This is a genomic window from Aeromonas enteropelogenes, from assembly GCF_020097295.1.
Lineage (GTDB): Bacteria > Pseudomonadota > Gammaproteobacteria > Enterobacterales > Aeromonadaceae > Aeromonas > Aeromonas enteropelogenes.
In genome coordinates, this window is the sequence record NZ_CP083625.1 from 279,719 (window position 1) to 296,667 (window position 16,949).

13 protein-coding genes are annotated in these 16,949 nt (G+C 59.3%); 9 read left to right on the plus strand and 4 right to left on the minus strand.

Translation table 11 applies throughout. The features are described 5' to 3' along the window. Nucleotides 1-381: 381 nt before the first annotated feature. Nucleotides 382-1,320 (plus strand): LysR family transcriptional regulator, encoded by a 939-nt coding sequence (locus tag LA321_RS01235; protein ID WP_042073131.1) that lies wholly within the window; start codon nucleotides 382-384, stop codon nucleotides 1,318-1,320. A gap of 73 nt (nucleotides 1,321-1,393) precedes the next feature. Continuing rightward, nucleotides 1,394-2,806: an MATE family efflux transporter gene (locus LA321_RS01240; protein ID WP_042073134.1), complete on the plus strand. Its 1,413-nt coding sequence runs from the start codon at nucleotides 1,394-1,396 to the stop codon at nucleotides 2,804-2,806. 84 nt (nucleotides 2,807-2,890) lie between these two features. Here LA321_RS01240 and tyrS read toward each other — a convergent pair whose 3' ends face one another. Next, a complete protein-coding gene (gene tyrS / locus LA321_RS01245) occupies nucleotides 2,891-4,090 on the minus strand; it encodes a tyrosine--tRNA ligase (protein WP_042073136.1) in 1,200 nt (399 codons plus the stop codon). A 109-nt stretch (nucleotides 4,091-4,199) separates the two neighbouring features. On the opposite strand from tyrS, the gene LA321_RS01250 reads away from it, so the two are divergent. Together LA321_RS01250 and LA321_RS01255 are read left to right on the plus strand one after the other, a co-directional pair. Next, on the plus strand, nucleotides 4,200-5,525 hold the full coding sequence (locus tag LA321_RS01250) for a peptidoglycan DD-metalloendopeptidase family protein (protein WP_042073137.1): 1,326 nt from the start codon (nucleotides 4,200-4,202) through the stop codon (nucleotides 5,523-5,525). 232 nt (nucleotides 5,526-5,757) lie between these two features. After that, a complete protein-coding gene (locus LA321_RS01255) occupies nucleotides 5,758-6,867 on the plus strand; it encodes an anhydro-N-acetylmuramic acid kinase (RefSeq protein ID WP_042073139.1) in 1,110 nt (369 codons plus the stop codon). A gap of 25 nt (nucleotides 6,868-6,892) precedes the next feature. Here LA321_RS01255 and LA321_RS01260 read toward each other — a convergent pair whose 3' ends face one another. After that, nucleotides 6,893-7,765, minus strand: a complete 873-nt coding sequence (locus LA321_RS01260) for a hypothetical protein (protein WP_042073140.1) — start codon at nucleotides 7,763-7,765, stop codon at nucleotides 6,893-6,895. Between the two features lie 1,270 nt (nucleotides 7,766-9,035). Between LA321_RS01260 and LA321_RS01265 the strand changes: the two genes are divergently transcribed. After that, on the plus strand, nucleotides 9,036-10,301 hold the full coding sequence (locus tag LA321_RS01265; protein WP_042073141.1) for a RidA family protein: 1,266 nt from the start codon (nucleotides 9,036-9,038) through the stop codon (nucleotides 10,299-10,301). 167 nt (nucleotides 10,302-10,468) lie between these two features. On the opposite strand, the gene LA321_RS01270 is transcribed toward LA321_RS01265, so the two are convergent. Further along, complete coding sequence (locus LA321_RS01270; protein ID WP_042073142.1) at nucleotides 10,469-11,047, minus strand: hypothetical protein; 579 nt, start codon at nucleotides 11,045-11,047, stop codon at nucleotides 10,469-10,471. Between the two features lie 170 nt (nucleotides 11,048-11,217). Then, nucleotides 11,218-13,209 (minus strand): transketolase, encoded by a 1,992-nt coding sequence (gene tkt, locus LA321_RS01275; protein WP_042073144.1) that lies wholly within the window; start codon nucleotides 13,207-13,209, stop codon nucleotides 11,218-11,220. A gap of 352 nt (nucleotides 13,210-13,561) precedes the next feature. Between tkt and metK the strand changes: the two genes are divergently transcribed. The 4 genes from metK to rsmE all read left to right on the plus strand — a co-directional run bounded on the left by metK (nucleotide 13,562) and on the right by rsmE (nucleotide 16,868). Beyond that, nucleotides 13,562-14,713, plus strand: a complete 1,152-nt coding sequence (gene metK, locus LA321_RS01280; protein WP_026457661.1) for a methionine adenosyltransferase — start codon at nucleotides 13,562-13,564, stop codon at nucleotides 14,711-14,713. Between the two features lie 69 nt (nucleotides 14,714-14,782). Beyond that, nucleotides 14,783-15,292 carry a SprT family zinc-dependent metalloprotease gene (locus tag LA321_RS01285; RefSeq protein ID WP_042073148.1) on the plus strand — a complete coding sequence of 170 codons (510 nt, stop codon included), beginning with the start codon at nucleotides 14,783-14,785 and terminating at the stop codon, nucleotides 15,290-15,292. A gap of 74 nt (nucleotides 15,293-15,366) precedes the next feature. Beyond that, on the plus strand, nucleotides 15,367-16,071 hold the full coding sequence (locus LA321_RS01290) for an endonuclease (protein ID WP_026458599.1): 705 nt from the start codon (nucleotides 15,367-15,369) through the stop codon (nucleotides 16,069-16,071). Nucleotides 16,072-16,136: 65 nt separating this feature from the next. Further along, complete coding sequence (rsmE, locus tag LA321_RS01295) at nucleotides 16,137-16,868, plus strand: 16S rRNA (uracil(1498)-N(3))-methyltransferase (RefSeq protein ID WP_042073149.1); 732 nt, start codon at nucleotides 16,137-16,139, stop codon at nucleotides 16,866-16,868. Nucleotides 16,869-16,949 lie beyond the last annotated feature (81 nt).

The window sequence follows — 16,949 nt, forward strand, 5'->3', positions numbered from 1 at the left end:
AATCAGGTCATCACTCCTTGTGACAACAAGACCGCAACAATCGGTGCTGCGAAACATAGCCATTGAGGTCCAAATCAGCCCAGATTAACAATCTGGAAACAAGAGACGCTCTCGATGGAATGACTGTAATTAAAAGACCCTATCAATCACAGCGTTTTTTTGAATTAATCAACCAAAGTTTGATTCGAGTCGCCTTTCGACCGACCAAGATCACATTAGAGATGCCTTGCCTTGAATTTTTTTTAACAATTCAAATTTCATTTGGCATTTTCACCCCATTTTTAGCCGTTACTTTTCGGCAACATCCTGTCTTTTGCTGTGGATTGTGCCCCGCTCCCCCTTGGCGTACCCTTGTGAGCCACACCTCTTCGTGGATTGCCGATGACCATTACCCGTACCGATCTCGCCGAACTGGCGGTGTTTGCCGCCGTCGCCCGCCACCGCAGTTTCAGCAAGGCAGCCCTTGAGCTGGGTGTCTCTGCCTCAGCCCTGAGCCACAGTCTGAAAGGTATGGAAGAGCGGCTGGGGGTGCGCCTGCTCAATCGCAGCACTCGCGCCGTGGTGCCGACCGAAGCGGGACAACGCCTGCTCAAGCAGCTGCTGCCCACCCTCAATACCCTGGAAGAGGCCCTCAGCGAACTGGCCCGCAATAGCGACGAACCGGTGGGACGGCTCAAGATCTGCGCCCCGCGCAGCGCCATCGACAGCCTGCTGGCGCCGGTACTCATCGACTATCTGGGGCGCTACCCCAAAATGCAGGTGGAGGTGGTGGAGCAGGAGCTGATGCCGCGGATGATCGAGGATGGCTATGACGCCGCCCTCTTTTACGGGGATCTGTTGCCCAAGGAGATGATCGCCATCCCCTTGGGCCCGCCCCAGCGCTATCTGGTGGTGGGATCCCCCGCCTATCTGGCGCAGCACGGCATGCCGGAGCACCCGAGCGAGCTTAGCCGTCACGCCTGCATCGGCTATCGCCTCACCCCTCATCATCACTACCGCTGGGCCTTCGCCGCCGATGGCAACCTGCTGGAGATAGAGGTGACGGGGCCGCTCACCACCAGCACCCCTGCCCTCTATCTGGGGGCGGCCGAGGCGGGGCTGGGGCTGGCCTATTGCCTGGAAGAAGAGGTGACCCAGAAGGTGGCTCAGGGCAAGCTTGTCACGGTACTGGAGCCCTGGAGCCCCACCTTTGCCGGCTTCTATCTCTTCTATCCCAGCCGGCACCAGCTGGGCAGCGGGTTGCGCATCCTGATCGACATGCTCAAGGCGCACTATCAAAATCCTGAATTAATGAGTAATACTCAGCAATTCATCAAGTAAAACCCGGATTATCACCAAAAAAGAATTAATCTAGACTGTCTGCTCGATAATCGAACTCCGCAAGAGAACAGATATGTCTGCCTATTTCACATTGCGGCAACGGGCAATGACCCGCCGCTTCTGGGCCTATGCCCTCCCCTCGATCCTCGCCATGCTGGTATCCGGTGCCTATTACCTCATCGACGGCATCTTCGTCGGCCATTTTGTCGGTGCCGCCGGCCTTGCCGGCATCAACCTGGTCTACCCCGTCATCATGGTGCTGATCGGTCTCGCCGCCATGATCAGCATGGGGGCGGCCACCGCCATCTCCTTCCAGCAGGGGGCGAAGAACATCCCGCTGGCGCGCCAGGCGCTGGTCAATGCCCTCTGGCTGCTGCTGGTGCTGGGGGTGACCGCTCCCGTGCTGCTCTATTACACCCACACGGAGATATTGCTGGGGCTTGGCATAGAGCAGGGCACCGAAACCTGGCAACAGGCCAGCGATTACCTCTACTGGATCGGTGGCGGTACCCTGCTGCTGGCCAGCAACCTGGCGGTGCCCTATCTGCTGCGCAACGACGGGCGCCCCAAGCTCGCCATGGTGCTGGTGAGCGCCGGCGCCGTGCTCAACATCCTCCTCAACTATGTGATGGTGGCCAAACTGGAGCTGGGCCTGACCGGCACCGCCCAGGCCACCCTGATGGCGGAGGGGACAGTGAGCCTCATCGGTCTTGGCTACTTCTTTACCCCCTATGCCAGACTGCGGCTGGGCTGGCGTGATCTGGTGCCCCATCTTCCCGCCATGCCGAACCTGCTCTTTACCGGCCTGCCGAGCCTCATCGCCCAGTTCAACTTGGGACTGCTGCTGATGCTGCACAACAGCCAGCTGATGGTGCATGGCAACGTGAAGGATCTGGCGGGTTTTACCGTGGCCGGCTATACCGAGGCGGTCTTTATCGTGATCCTGCAAGGGCTCGCCTTCGGCATCCAGCCCCTCATCAGCCAGGCAGCGGGGGCCAGGCGTCATCGCAATCTCAAGTACCTGATGGAGATGGGCCTCAAGTTCACCCTTATCTACGGCATGCTGGTGTGGCTCACCATCCAGCTGCTGCCCCGGCAAGTGGCCATGCTCTATACCGGCAGGGAGGATCCCGAACTCATCGATGCCGCGGTCAGCAGCCTGCTGCTCAACCTGGGGGCGATTCCGCTGGAGGGGGTCATCATGTTCGGCATAGTGCTGCTGCAATCCATGGCGCGCACCCGCCAGGCGCTGATCATCTCGATCGCCAAAACGGTATTGCTGCTGCCGTTCATCTTCCTGCTGCCGCTGATGTGGGGCAAAGACGGGGTACTGATGGCCCAGCCCGCCACCGTGCTGCTGCTCACTCCGCCGCTGTGCTGGCTGCTGTGGCGCGAGTGGCTGCGCCTCAAGCGTGCCTGTGCCCCCAAACCCCGCCAGCGCCGGGCTGTGGCAACGGCGGCCCGCACCGTCGAGCTGGCCCGCTGACGCTCGGCAAAGACCGCGAATGGCAGATACAAAAAAGCCTCCGCAAGGGAAGCTTTTTCATGGCAGCGGTGTTCAAGTCACTGCTTATTTAACGGTCACCCGGGCAAACTTGCGCTTGCCGACCTGGTAGACGGCAGTGCCGGCACCAATAAGCGCCTTGCCATCTTCCAGCTTCTCGCCGTCAACCTTGACCGCGCCCTGCTTGATCATGCGCAACGCCTCTGAGGTGGTGGCAACCAGCTCGGCGTCTTTGAGCAAGTTGGCAATCGCCAGCCCTTCCCCTTCCAGCGCCAGTTCGACCTCCGGCATCTCGTCCGGAATGGCGTTCTTGGAGAAACGCTGGGTGAAATCTTCGTGGGCCGCCTCGGCCGCCGCCTCGTCGTGATAGCGAGTGATGATCTCTTTCGCCAGCCAGATCTTGACGTCGCGCGGGTTCAGGGTACCGGCGGCGATGCCGGCCTTGAACTCTTCAATCTCGGCGAGCGGACGGAAGGAGAGCAGCTCGTAGTAGTTCCACATCAGATCGTCGGTGATGGACATGATCTTGCCGAACATCTCGCCCGGGGCGTCGTGCACGCCGATGTAGTTGCCTGCGGACTTGGACATCTTCTTGACGCCGTCCAGACCCACCAGCAGCGGCATCATCAGCACGCACTGGGCGGCCATGCCGGCATCCTTTTGCAGCTCGCGGCCCATCAGCAGGTTGAACTTCTGGTCGGTACCGCCGAGCTCGACGTCCGCCTTCAGGGCAACCGAGTCATAGCCTTGCAGCAGCGGATAGAGGAATTCGTGGATGGCGATGGATTGGCCGTTGCTGTAGCGCTTTTTGAAGTCGTCGCGTTCCATCATGCGGGCCACGGTCTGCTTGGCCGCCAGCTTGATCATGCCGGTCGCGCCCAGCTCACCCAGCCAGCTGGAGTTGTACTCGATGCGGGTCTTCTTGGGATCGAGGATCTTGAACGCCTGCTCCGCATAGGTGAGGGCGTTGTGCTTGATGGCCTCTTCGGAGAGCGGCGGACGGGTAGTGTTCTTGCCGGAGGGATCCCCCACCATGGCGGTGAAATCGCCGATCAGCAGGATGATCTCGTGACCCAGATCCTGGAAGGTCTTCAGCTTGTTGAGGATCACGGTATGACCCAGGTGAATGTCGGGAGCGGTCGGGTCCATACCCAACTTGATGCGCAGGGGGCGCCCTTCCTTCAACTTGGCAACCAGTTCTTCTTCAACCAGAATTTCTTCCGCTCCGCGCTTGATCTCGGCTAGCGCCACCTCGAGCTGGGACATTTTTTGACACTCCAATCACGATTCCACAGGGCCAGACATATTACTGGAATGGCGGGCCAATTGGAAAGGCTGTAAGATCCTCCCATTCTGCTCGACTGCATCAACTTCCATGGTTATTTGGCACGCCTTCAATTCTCTTCCCCACTGGCATCGCAAGATGGTGCTTATCCTGAGCATCCTGACCATGATGCTGATCGCCTGGCCCAGTGAACAGGCCGTCGCCACCCGGGTCGATGACAACGGCAACGAGATTGCCATGAGCGAGCAAACCGACGAGGCCCCCACTCCTGCCGAGCTGACTGCACAAGTAGAGCAGCCGGTCACCCCGCCCAAACCGACCTATATCACCAAGCAGGTCAAGGTTCGCCGGGGCGACAACATGGGGATCATCTTCCAGCGCCTCGGCCTTAGCACCACGGATCTGCACCTTATCGATCAGCTTGAGGGCAGCAACCCGCTGCGCATGCTGCAGCCGGGCCAGGAGCTCACCTTCAAGCTCACCCAGAACGGTGAGCTGCACAGCCTCTATTACCCCCATAGCCTGGAGCAGGCCCTCAAGGTGAGCCGTCAGGATGACACCTTCGTGGCCCGCAACGTCAAAATGGCCCTCGATACCCGAGAGCTGGTCAGCAAGGGGGAGATCCGTTCCAGCTTCTGGGGCGCTGCAGTCGAGGCGGGCATGACAGAGGATCAGATCATGGATCTGGCCGCCATCTTCGGCTGGGACATCGACTTTGCCCAGGATCTGCAGCCGGGGGACAGCTTCCGGGTGGTCTATGAGGAGAAATTCCGCGACGACGAGCGGGTTGCCTCTGGCGATATTCTGGCCGCCGAATTCATCAATCAGGGCGAGATCTACCGCGCCGTCCTCCATGACGATGGCAACTACTACACGCCCCAGGGCAAGGCGATGCGCAAGAGCTTCCTGCGCGCGCCGGTCAACTTCAAATACATCAGCTCCAACTTCAACCCGCGCCGCCTCCATCCGGTAACCGGCAAAATCCGCCCCCACAACGGCATCGACTATGTGGCGCCTGTGGGTACCCCCATCATGGCGGCGGGCTCAGGCAACGTGGTGGCCGCCGGCTACAACCAGTTCAACGGCAACTATGTCTTCATCAAGCATGCGGGCAATTATGTGACCAAGTACCTGCACCTCACCAAGCGCACCGTCAACAAGGGGCAGCGGGTGAAACAGGGGCAGACCATAGGTACTCTGGGGGGCACGGGCCGCGTAACGGGTCCGCACCTGCACTATGAATTCGTGGTGGGCGGCGTGCACAAGAATCCGCGTACCCTCACCCTGCCCCAGGCAGAGACACTCACCGGGCGCGAGCTCGCCAACTTCAAAAAACTGGCGACGCCGCAGTTGGCCAAGCTGGACAGCTCCGAGATCCAGCTGGCCCAGAACAAGCGAAGCAACCGCGGCAATTGAGCCTCGGGCGGGTCATTACCGCCGGATGACAACTAACAGTAACGACGGGGGCATGGCCCCCGGACTTTTATCTGGCGCCTTTGATATATGACCGAAGGCGACACACGGGGAGACGAGATGATCGAGCGTGATACAGGGCCAATGTCGGGCACCGGAGCTGGCCCCAGCATCATGTGTCACCCTCTCCTCTCTGTAACCCCTGACCAGGTTTTCCGTCATACAAGGAGATGTCATGAGTGAGCGCTATATCGGGTTGATGTCGGGTACCAGCATGGACGGGATAGATGCCGTGCTGCTGGCCATCGACGGGGAGCGGCTTAAGGTCGAGGCGGCGCTCTGCCACCCCTGGCCGGCACCGGTTGCCCGCGAGCTGCATGCCCTCTGCACCCCGGGCGAGAACGAGATAGATCGCATGGGCGTCGCCGACAACCTGGTGGCGCGGGAATTTGCCGCCGCCACCCGTGCCCTGCTCGCCAAGGCCGGGCTGACCCCTGCCGATATCCGCGCCATCGGCTCCCATGGCCAGACCATCCGCCATCGCCCACAGCTCGGGTTTACCCTGCAGATCGGCAACGGGGCGCTCCTGGCTGCCCTCACCGGTATCGATGTGGTGGCCGATTTTCGTACCATGGACATGGCCCTCGGTGGCCAGGGCGCCCCGCTGGTGCCCGCCTTCCATCAGGCACGCTTCGCCAGCCCCGGCGCCCTGCGGGTGGTGCTGAACCTTGGCGGCATCGCCAATATCTCTGTGTTACCGGGCGACGCCGACGGGGTATACGGTTTTGATACCGGCCCCGCCAACACCCTGCTCGATGGCTGGTATCGCCGCCATCACCCGCACGGGGGCGACTATGACGCGGGCGGCCGCTGGGCGGCCAGTGGCACTCTTATCCCCGAGCTGCTCGCGCAGCTGCTTGCTCACCCCTACTTCACCGCCCCCTGGCCCAAAAGCACGGGGCGCGAGATGTTTACCCTGGCCTGGCTGGACGAGGCCCTGGCGGATCAGGCTTACGACCCTGCCGATGTGCAGCGCACCCTGCAGGCACTGACCTGCCACAGCATCGCCAGTCAGCTGCCAGTCCTTGAGGGAGTGGCCGAGCACGGCGAACTGTTTGTCTGTGGCGGCGGCGCCCATCACGGCCCGCTGCTGGCGGAACTTGCGGCGCTCTTGCCAGGGTGGCGCATCACCACCACCGACGAGCTGGGCATCGCCCCGGACTGGGTAGAGGGGGCCGCCTTCGCCTGGCTGGCGCAGCGCTTTATCCATCGCCTGCCCGGCAACCTGCCCGCCGTCACCGGCGCCAGCCGCCCCGCCGTGCTGGGCGCCCTCTATCCTGCATAAGCACAGGGCTCGATATCAGGATTCCCTAAGCGGCGTCCTTGAACAGGCGAGCAACCTGTTGCCACAGCCAGACAAACGGGGACGGCCTGGGGGCCACCAGATTGACCTGACTGAGGCCGGCGCGCGCCTCACAGCGCATCAGGTTCTGGATATAGTAGGGGTGAGAGCGATTGATCAGCTGTGAGGCCTGGTAGGCCCACAACTTGGGCACTCCCCAGAGAGTGCTGGCAATGGCGCCGACGATGCAGAAAAAGGCGGGCTCCCGTATCCCCATCCTGGCCCCGTTCTCCAGCGCCTCCTTGAAGGAGCCCGAGTGGGCGATGCAGGTGAGAATATTGACCATGAAAGCCTCGTAATCGTCCCCCTCCCCCTTGCCAATCGGCGCCGTCAGATCGGGCGCCGGGTGATAGCCAAACTGGTGGCCTATGTCTTCCAGCACCGCATTGCGCTGGCGGATCACCTTGCCATAGAACATCAGCATCACCACACAGTCGATCACCTTGCACAGCACCTCGTAGTGAGGGTGAGCCTTCTTGGGACGCGGCGCCGTCAGCAGCGCCAGCTCCTCGGAGATGGCGATCAGACCGACAGGCACTGCGGTGGCGATAAAAGAGAGGTCGATGGAGAGCGCCAGTCCCTCGTCTCCTTCCAGCCGGGCCACGATGACGTGCTCGGCAAACAGGAGACGCTGGCGCTCGAGATAGGCCCCATAGATCAGCTCCCGATACCGCTTTTGTGGATAGGGGGTATTGAGCAGAGTCTCTATGGTCATGATGGCGGCCGACACGCGGCCATGTAGTTGATAACCAAGGGGAATGGGGAAGTGTTTCCCCAGCTTGGGGGGCAAGGAGTGCGAGCCCCCTTGACAGTACATATCACCCAGAACAAAACCCAACATAAGTCCTCCACCATCAGGTAAGGGCGATCGCATTACGATCGCGCTGGCCAACTTCCTGGCAGTTGAGTGCCGGACCCTGTGCGCTATCCGGCAGACCCTTTGATGACCATACCAACACCACCATCAACAGGCGATCAAAAAAGCAACATATTGCATATCAGCTCCCGTTATTCATTGTGTTGCCGGGCGGCTACGACAAAATGACAAGCGGCTGCTCTCTTCGATCATTTCTATTTTTTAAACAATCAGTTAGGCGATAGTTTTTCAAGATGATGCGCCATATCCCCCAGCCCCCGTGTCCATATAACGCCCGGGGAGTGCAGCCATGGCGGCATTTTGTGGCGCGGGAAGGGCTCGTCAGGTCACCGCCGCTTCTGTCGCAGCTCACACTCAACCCGCTGAGCATCTTTCCTCCTCAAGGCACTCTTATCGCCTTATCGCCGAGCAGGACGTCGGAGAATGTGAACCAATCCGAAACAACCCGCTCCCCGCGTACCACCCGGCGGATCAGATTGGCCAGCAACCGAACGATGGCCGCTTATTTCGGTGCTGCAAATTCATGGCATATTTCGTTATTACCAAGGCAATCAGAAAGGAGCCCTTTTCACCTGTTGGTGCGTCATGGACGCACCATACCGATATCCCTCTTATAGGTCGCCCATGCAGCGCCACTGAATTATATTCCAGATGCATCTTTATTGACGCCGACAGGCATATTTTCCAACGTTTTGGTAGCCCCTCAAAAATCCTGAAAATACATATCTATGCATAGCTGAATGCATGAACTGCCGGGTTTCGGCATATTATTAACGCTTTATTCACAGAGTCGCCCCCTGTTCGACCCAGGAGAGGGCCTTGCCATAGCTGATGAGCCCTGATGTTAAGAGTCATTTAGCCCGCTTTGTCCTCCTCCTGCCCGTGAATTGAATCGCAACCTGGCTATATTTCAGCGCGTTGAGCCATCTCATAGAAATGAGATCCCGGTTTGCATCCCGTGTTCGCGCCTCATAGGATTTCCCCTGTCTGAAATCATTAACCCAACCCGGGCTTCTTTTTATCAAATCCCTCAATTGATGGATTTGGTCATAAATAGAGGCAGCGGCTCCTGTGTTTGCCTTTATAGCCTTATGCCTGCAGTGATTGCGGGCCAGGGTAAATATTAAAGAGATAAAACACGGCAAGGCAGGAGCGACGTCAAAATAGATAAGGCGTTGGCGAGGGTTAACCTGTCCCTACATCGATAACCAGTATTACAACGAGGAATATCACCATGAGTGACACCATCATCAAGGCTGCCAGAAATACCTCCAACGCCCCCCAGGGCCTGGGTCCCTACACCCAGACGGTGGCTTTCTCCCACTACAACAATATTGCGGCCCAGTTACCGGTCGATCCCCGCACCGGCAAGCTGATCGAGGGTGATGTCAAAATGCAGGCCAGACAGTGCCTGACCAATATCAAGGCCATCGTCGAGAGCATCGATCACGTGATGGACGATATGGTGAAACTCACCGTATTCCTCAGCGACATCGCCGATCTGGATGCGGTCAACGAGGTCTATCGCGAATTCTTCCCGGGCTATGTGCCGACCCGCACCTCCCTGGCGGTAGCCGCCCTGCCGCTGGGCGCCAAGGTTCAGATGGACGCCATCATCTCCAACGGCGAAGGCACCTATCCGCAGGCCCCCTGCGCTCTGGTGAAGCTGGCTCGCAACAGCAACCGTGCGCCGCAAAGCGCCCTCTCCACCCAGACCGTCGCCTTCTCCCACTACAACAATATCGGCGCCCAGCTGCCCATCGATGCAGCCTCCGGCCAGCTGGTTGCCGGTGGCATCAAGGAGCAGGCGGCCCAGTGCCTGAATAACATCAAGGCCATTCTGGAGGGGATCGACGTGCCCTTCGACGATATCGTCAAGGTGACCGTCTATCTGAAAAATCTCGCCGATCTGGATGCCGTCAACGAGGTCTACACCACCTTCTTCCCGGATTCCGCCATCGCCCGCGCCGCCGCCTATCTGCCAGCCCGCAGCGTGATTGCCGCCTCTGCCCTGCCGATGGACGCCCTGGTGCAGATGGATGCGGTCATCTCCCACGGTGACGGCACCCCGCCGCAGCTGGTGGAAGACAGACACAATCTGGTGATCCGCGCCCGCAATACCGACAAGGCACCGCGCAGCCCGCTGCACACCCAGACCGTCGCCTTCTCCCACTACAACCATATCGCCGGGCAGCTGCCGGTCGATCTCGCCACCGGCAAGATCCTGACCGGTTGCGTCAAGGAGCAAACCGCCCAGTGCCTGAACCATATCAAGGCGATTGTGGAGAGCATCGACCATGTGATGGACGATATCGTCAAGGTCAATATCCAGCTGGCCCGTATCGAGGATCTGGAGGCGGTCAACGCCATCTATACCCGCTACTTCCCGGATTATCAGCCCGCCCGCACCGTGATTGCGGTACGCGAGCTGCCCGCAGGCGCCCTGGTGCAAATTGATGCGGTGATGTCCAATGCGGAAAGTACCCCGCCGCAGGCGTAAGGTTGCGTTAAATAATAAAAAGAGACCGGCCGATGGCCGGTCTCTTCTTTGGTAACACGAAGGGATATTACTTTTATGGTATCGACGTAAAGAACGCGAACGTCCGATTATGCTTCGCTAATCGAACCTACGGGCTAATCAAATCTACAGACAATAATTTTTAATGCTTATCTTTTATCTATTGCCTTTTTAATTTCATTATAATAGTAGCCTTCTTCAGACTCTTGACCAAATGCAATCTGCATCATCATTTTGATCATCATAATGGTTCCGACTTGAATTCCTTTTTCATCTATTTCTTGTCCTGAATAATCTGGGTGGATTGATATTTCATAATTCATGATCCAATAGACACCAATTTTGTTGGTAACCTCAAGCATTTTATTAAAAATGCCTACATCAACCTCATAGTCTGGCTCTGATATAAATTTAGGTAAATTATGTGCAACTTCATTACGATGTGCTATTGATTTTTCAAAATCCTCGATATCGATGTCACTTATAGCTCCTTGTTCTTTGAACCATAACAATGATGCTTTAAGAGGGCTTCGACCAAAAGACATAACATCCTTGGAATATTCCTCACTCAGAGTCTCACCATTGATTTCCCAGCTATCAGTAAAAAAGTCTCTTGGTTTTGATATAATGAAATCTTTACACATTTCATATGATGAAATATATACAGAAGCGCTCATCAAGTTCTCTCGCAACTTCTTTGGATTTGTTAACTTTTCCCATGCTTCCATGACTATATTTCCGAGCAATTAAAAATTAAATTGAAGAATAACTCACTATATAAGCAGTTATAACAAATTTTTAATTGTATATTTCGAACCATAAAAAACGCCCCCCATCTTGCGATGGAGGGCGTTTTATCGTTCCGGCTATTGGGCCTGCGCGACCCAATGGTCAGGAATTACAGGGACTCAGCGGTGGCAACCACATTTTCCACGGTAAAGCCGAATTCCTTGAACAGCAGCTCGGCCGGCGCGGACTCACCGAAGGAGCGCATGCCGATGATCTTGCCGCCAAAGCCCACGTACTTGTACCAGTAGTCGGCGATACCCGCTTCGATGGCCACACGCTTGGTGACGGCCGCCGGCAGGACGGACTCCTTGTATTCGGCGGATTGAGCGTCGAATACGTCGGTGCAAGGCAGAGAGACAACGCGCACGGCACGGCCCTTGGCAGTCAGCTGCTCATAGGCGGCCACGGCCAGCTCCACTTCGGAACCGGTGGCGATCAGGATCAACTCCGGAGTACCGGCGCAATCTTTCAGCACATAACCACCCTTGGCGGCATCGGCCAGCTGCTGGGCGGTGCGGTCCATCTGGGCCAGGTTCTGACGAGAGAAGATCAGAGAGGTCGGGCCGTCGGTACGCTCGATGGCGTGTTTCCAGGCGATGGCAGACTCTACCTGGTCACACGGACGCCAGGTGCTCATGTTCGGGGTCAGACGCAGGGAAGCGATCTGCTCGACCGGCTGGTGAGTCGGGCCATCTTCACCCAGACCGATGGAGTCGTGGGTGTAAACGAAGATGGAACGCTGCTTCATCAGGGCGGCCATGCGCAGGGCGTTGCGGGCATACTCCATGAACATCAGGAAGGTGGCGCCGTAGGGGATGAAACCACCGTGCAGGGCGATACCGTTCATGATGGCGGACATGCCGAACTCACGCACACCGTAGTGGATGTAGTTGCCGGAGGCATCGTCGTTGGTCAGGGACTTGGAACCGGACCACATGGTCAGGTTGGACGGCGCGAGATCCGCGGAGCCACCCATGAATTCCGGCAGCAACTTGCCGAAGGCTTCCAGAGCGTTCTGGGAGGCCTTGCGGGTAGCGATCTTGGCCGGATTGGCCTGCAGGTTTTCGATGATCTTGGCAGATTCGCTTGCCCAGTTGGCCGGCAGTTCGCCAGCGCTGCGGCGCTTGAACTCGGCAGCCAGCGCCGGGTGAGCGGCTTCATAGGCGGCGAACTTGGCAGCCCAGTCGGCTTCCAGCGCAGCGCCCTTCTCGCGACCGTTCCACTCGGCGGCGATGTCGGCCGGGATCTCGAACGGTGCGTGGTCCCACTTCAGGAAGGCGCGGGCAGCGGCGATCTCGTCGTTGCCGAGCGGTGAACCGTGGCAGTCGTGAGAGCCGGACTTGTTCGGGGAGCCATAACCGATGATGGTGCGGCAGCAGATCAGGGTCGGTTTGCCGGTCTCGGCCTTGGCGGCTTCGATGGCGGCGTTGATCGCTTCCGGGTTGTGACCGTCAACGGCCGGGATGACGTGCCAGCCGTAGGCTTCGAAGCGCTTGACGGTGTCGTCGGTGAACCAGCCTTCCACGTGACCGTCGATGGAGATGCCGTTGTCATCCCAGAACGCGATCAACTTGCCCAGTTGCAGAGTACCGGCCAGGGAGCAAGCCTCGTGGGAGATACCTTCCATCAGGCAGCCGTCGCCCATAAAGGCGTAGGTGTAGTGATCAACGATGTCGTAACCCGGCTGGTTGAACTGCTCGGCCATGGCCTTCTCGGCGATCGCCATGCCCACTGCGTTGGTGATGCCCTGACCCAGCGGGCCAGTGGTGGTCTCGACGCCCGGCGCGTAGCCGTATTCCGGGTGACCCGGGGTGCGAGAGTGCAGCTGGCGGAAGTTTTTCAGATCATCGATGGAGAGGTCATAACCGGAGAGGTGCAGCAGGGAGTACAGCAGCATGGAGCCGTGGCCGTTGGAGAGGATGAAACGGTCGCGGTCGGCCCACTTGGGGTTGTTCGGGTTATGTTTCAGGTGGCTGCGCCACAATACTTCGGCGATATCCGCCATTCCCATGGGGGCGCCCGGGTGACCGGAGTTGGCTTTTTGAACGGCATCCATACTCAATGCACGAATGGCATTGGCAAGCTCTTTACGAGAAGGCATCTGTATCTCCTGCGATTGCTTCATTTGATGGCCAAGATTAAGGCGCGTTATTGTCCCAGCAGGGCGCGCGCCGTGCAAATGTTATCTGGATGAATAAAGTGGCTTTGGGAGGACAATCGCTTTTCTCGCCTTGGGTTGGCGGTCAAAACCGACTGCAAACGTTTGATCTCCATCCCTTTGGAGATAGCAGGGCGTCATAAGAAACCAATCCGGCCGGTAGCGGGAAAATAGTACTGGCATTCAAGGGGGGCGCTAACTAGAATAGACGTCCAGATGTAGATACCTCTACAGTCATCCCAATATCACCCGGTTATTGCACTGGCGATAACCCGGACAAACTGAGAATTTCATCATGGCAAAGCTGTTTACTTCCGAGTCGGTCTCCGAAGGCCATCCCGATAAAATCGCGGACCAGATCTCCGATGCGGTGCTGGACGCCATTCTCCAGCAAGACACCAAGGCGCGCGTCGCCTGCGAGACCCTGGTCAAGACCGGCATGGTCATGGTGGCCGGTGAAGTAACCACCTCTGCCTGGGTCGATATCGAAGAGATCGTGCGCAATACCGTGCGCGAAATCGGCTACACCCACTCCGACATGGGCTTCGATGCCGACTCCTGCGCCGTGCTGAACGCCATCGGCAAGCAGTCCCCAGACATCAACCAGGGCGTTGACCGCAGCGACCCGCTGGAGCAGGGTGCCGGTGACCAGGGCCTGATGTTCGGCTACGCCACCAACGAAACCGACGTGCTGATGCCGGCACCCATCACCTACTCCCACCTGCTGGTCAAGCGCCAGGCCGAAGTACGCAAGAACGGCACCCTGCCGTGGCTGCGTCCGGATGCCAAGAGCCAGCTGACCTTCGCCTACGACGACGCAGGCAAGATCCTGGGCGTGGACGCCGTGGTGCTCTCCACCCAGCACTGTGACTCCATCAGCCACAGCGATCTGGTGGAAGCGGTACGCGAAGAGATCATCAAGCCGGTGCTGCCGCAAGAGTGGATCACCAAGGACACCAAATACTTCATCAACCCGACCGGCCGTTTCGTTATCGGCGGCCCCATGGGTGACTGCGGTCTGACCGGTCGCAAGATCATCGTCGACACCTACGGCGGCATGGCCCGTCACGGTGGTGGCGCCTTCTCCGGCAAGGATCCGTCCAAGGTTGACCGCTCCGCCGCCTACGCTGCCCGCTACGTGGCCAAGAACATCGTTGCAGCCGGCCTGGCTGATCGTTGTGAAGTGCAGGTCTCCTACGCCATCGGCGTGGCCGAGCCGACCTCCATCAGCGTCGAGACCTTCGGCACCGCCAAGGTGGCCGAGGATCTGCTGGTCAAGCTGGTGCGCGAGCACTTCGAGCTGCGCCCGTATGGCCTGATCGAGATGCTGGATCTCAAGCGCCCGATCTACCAGGCTACCGCCGCCTACGGTCACTTCGGTCGCAACGAGTTCCCCTGGGAGCAGACCGACAAGGCCGAGCTGCTGCGCGCTGCCGCCGGCCTGTAAGGCTCACGGTTGTGATATAAAGGGGAGCCTGGCTCCCCTTTTGCTTGTCTGCCGACCACCGGAAGTCCCATGTCTGCCCAGCTAGAATCCCTGCTCCATCAACGCGTTGACGCCTGTTTCAGCCAAGCCGAGGCACGCCTTGGCCGCACCTTCCCCCGCCCGCGCATTCATTGCAACATGCGGGGCCGGGCAGCCGGGTCGGCACGGTTGCAAACCTGGGAGCTGCGCTTCAACCCCGCCCTCTATCAGGCCAACCAGCAGGCCTTTCTGGCCGAGGTGGTGCCCCACGAGGTCGCCCACCTGCTGGTCTATGCCCTCTGGGGTGAAGGGCGCGGCAAGGCGCGGGTACTGCCCCACGGCAGGCAGTGGCAGTCGGTGATGCGAGAAGTGTTCAACCTTGAGCCCAGAACCACCCACAGCTTCGATCTCGCGGTACTGGCACAGCCGACCGTGCCCTATCGCTGTCAGTGCCAGCTGCATCAGCTGTCGATCCGTCGCCACAACAAGGTGATGCGCGGCGAGGCCCGCTATCACTGTCGCCGCTGCCATACGGCACTGGAACGGGCCCAGACGGAATAAGCCAGCCTGTGTCGCACCTCTGTGCTAGGGTGCCCGCTTCGTTACGTTAAACTGCTTTATTTTCAAGGATCTCCATGTTTCGTCCGCTGTTGTCCCTCACTCTGACCCTGCTGGCCGGTTTGCCGCTGCTCAGCGCCCCCCTGCATGCCCAGACCTTTCGCGAAGCCAAGCAGGATCTGGTCAGGCTCTACCAGACCCAACCCGCCGTCACCAGCTTCTACTGTGGCTGCGACATCGACTATCAGGGCAGGAAAATGAGCCCGGATCTCGCCAGCTGCGGCTATGAACCACGCAAGCAACCCAAGCGAGCCGCCCGCATCGAGTGGGAACACGTAGTGCCCGCCTGGGAGTTCGGCCACCAGCTCAAATGCTGGCAGGAAGGGGGTCGCAAAAACTGCGGCAAGAGCGACGAGTTCAACAAGATGGAGGGGGACATGCACAACCTCTACCCTGCCATCGGCGAGGTGAACGGCGATCGCGCCAACTTCCGTTTCTCCGACTGGAACGGCAAGCCGGATCAATACGGCCAGTGCCAGATGCTGGTGGACTTCAAGGATCGCCGGGTACAACCGCCCAAGGGGCCGGTGCGCGGCCAGATCGCCCGCGCCTACCTCTACATGAGCCAGCAGTATGGGCTGCGCCTTGCCGCGCAACAGCGTAGACTGTTCGAAGCCTGGGATCGCCAGTACCCGGCCGAGGGCTGGGAGTGCGAGCGCAACCGTCGCATCGGCAAGCTGCAGGGCAATACCAACCCCTTTATTGAAAAGCAGTGCCAATAACCCTATCTAATGGCGAGGATCAGGCATCCTCGCCTGTTGAACGAGCAAGAGACTGATAAGCCGCCATGCGCATTCCACGTATCTATGAACCGGCCACCCTGCAGGTGGGCCAGACCCTCGCCCTGTCGGAAGACGGTGCCAACCACATCGGCCGGGTGCTGCGCATGCAGCCGGGCCAGCAGCTCGAACTGTTCAATGGCGACGGCAAACAGTATCCCGCCACCATCACCAGCGTCGGCAAGAAGTCGGTGGACGTGACCATCGACAGCTGCGAACCGCGCTCGGTGGAGTCACCGCTCGCCATTCACCTGGGTCAGGTGATCAGCCGAGGCGACAAGATGGATTTCACCATCCAGAAATCCGTGGAGCTGGGCGTCACCTGCATCACCCCACTCTTCTCCGAGCGCTGCGGCGTCAAGCTGCCGGCGGATCGGCTGGAGAAAAAACGCGAGCAGTGGCAGAAGGTGGTGATCAGCGCCTGCGAGCAGTGCGGCCGCAACGTGGTGCCCGAGGTGCGCATGCCGATGGAGCTGGACGCCTGGCTGGCGGAAGAGACCAAAGAGCTCAAGCTCAACCTGCATCCACGCGCCGAGTACAGCATCAACACCCTGCCGGTACCGGAGCATGGCGTGCGCCTGCTGATCGGCCCGGAAGGGGGCTTGTCTGGCGAGGAGATCGCCCGTACCGTGCAGGAAGACTTCAAGGAGATGCTGCTCGGGCCGCGGGTGCTGCGCACCGAAACCGCCGCCCTGACCGCCATTACGGCACTGCAGTGTCGCTTCGGCGATCTGGCCTGACAGCCGACCCCACCCCGGCCCTCCCCTTCGCAGGGGAGGGAACAACAGGCTCCTCCCCCTCACAAAGGGGAGGCAGGGATA

Coding starts and splice junctions, on each gene's coding strand:
- LA321_RS01235 (WP_042073131.1), top strand. CDS start 382: ATGACCATTACCCGTACCGATCTCGCCGAACTGGCGGTGTTTGCCGCC.
- LA321_RS01240 (WP_042073134.1), top strand. CDS start 1,394: ATGTCTGCCTATTTCACATTGCGGCAACGGGCAATGACCCGCCGCTTC.
- tyrS (WP_042073136.1), bottom strand. CDS start 4,090: ATGTCCCAGCTCGAGGTGGCGCTAGCCGAGATCAAGCGCGGAGCGGAA.
- LA321_RS01250 (WP_042073137.1), top strand. CDS start 4,200: ATGGTTATTTGGCACGCCTTCAATTCTCTTCCCCACTGGCATCGCAAG.
- LA321_RS01255 (WP_042073139.1), top strand. CDS start 5,758: ATGAGTGAGCGCTATATCGGGTTGATGTCGGGTACCAGCATGGACGGG.
- LA321_RS01260 (WP_042073140.1), bottom strand. CDS start 7,765: ATGTTGGGTTTTGTTCTGGGTGATATGTACTGTCAAGGGGGCTCGCAC.
- LA321_RS01265 (WP_042073141.1), top strand. CDS start 9,036: ATGAGTGACACCATCATCAAGGCTGCCAGAAATACCTCCAACGCCCCC.
- LA321_RS01270 (WP_042073142.1), bottom strand. CDS start 11,047: ATGGAAGCATGGGAAAAGTTAACAAATCCAAAGAAGTTGCGAGAGAAC.
- tkt (WP_042073144.1), bottom strand. CDS start 13,209: ATGCCTTCTCGTAAAGAGCTTGCCAATGCCATTCGTGCATTGAGTATG.
- metK (WP_026457661.1), top strand. CDS start 13,562: ATGGCAAAGCTGTTTACTTCCGAGTCGGTCTCCGAAGGCCATCCCGAT.
- LA321_RS01285 (WP_042073148.1), top strand. CDS start 14,783: ATGTCTGCCCAGCTAGAATCCCTGCTCCATCAACGCGTTGACGCCTGT.
- LA321_RS01290 (WP_026458599.1), top strand. CDS start 15,367: ATGTTTCGTCCGCTGTTGTCCCTCACTCTGACCCTGCTGGCCGGTTTG.
- rsmE (WP_042073149.1), top strand. CDS start 16,137: ATGCGCATTCCACGTATCTATGAACCGGCCACCCTGCAGGTGGGCCAG.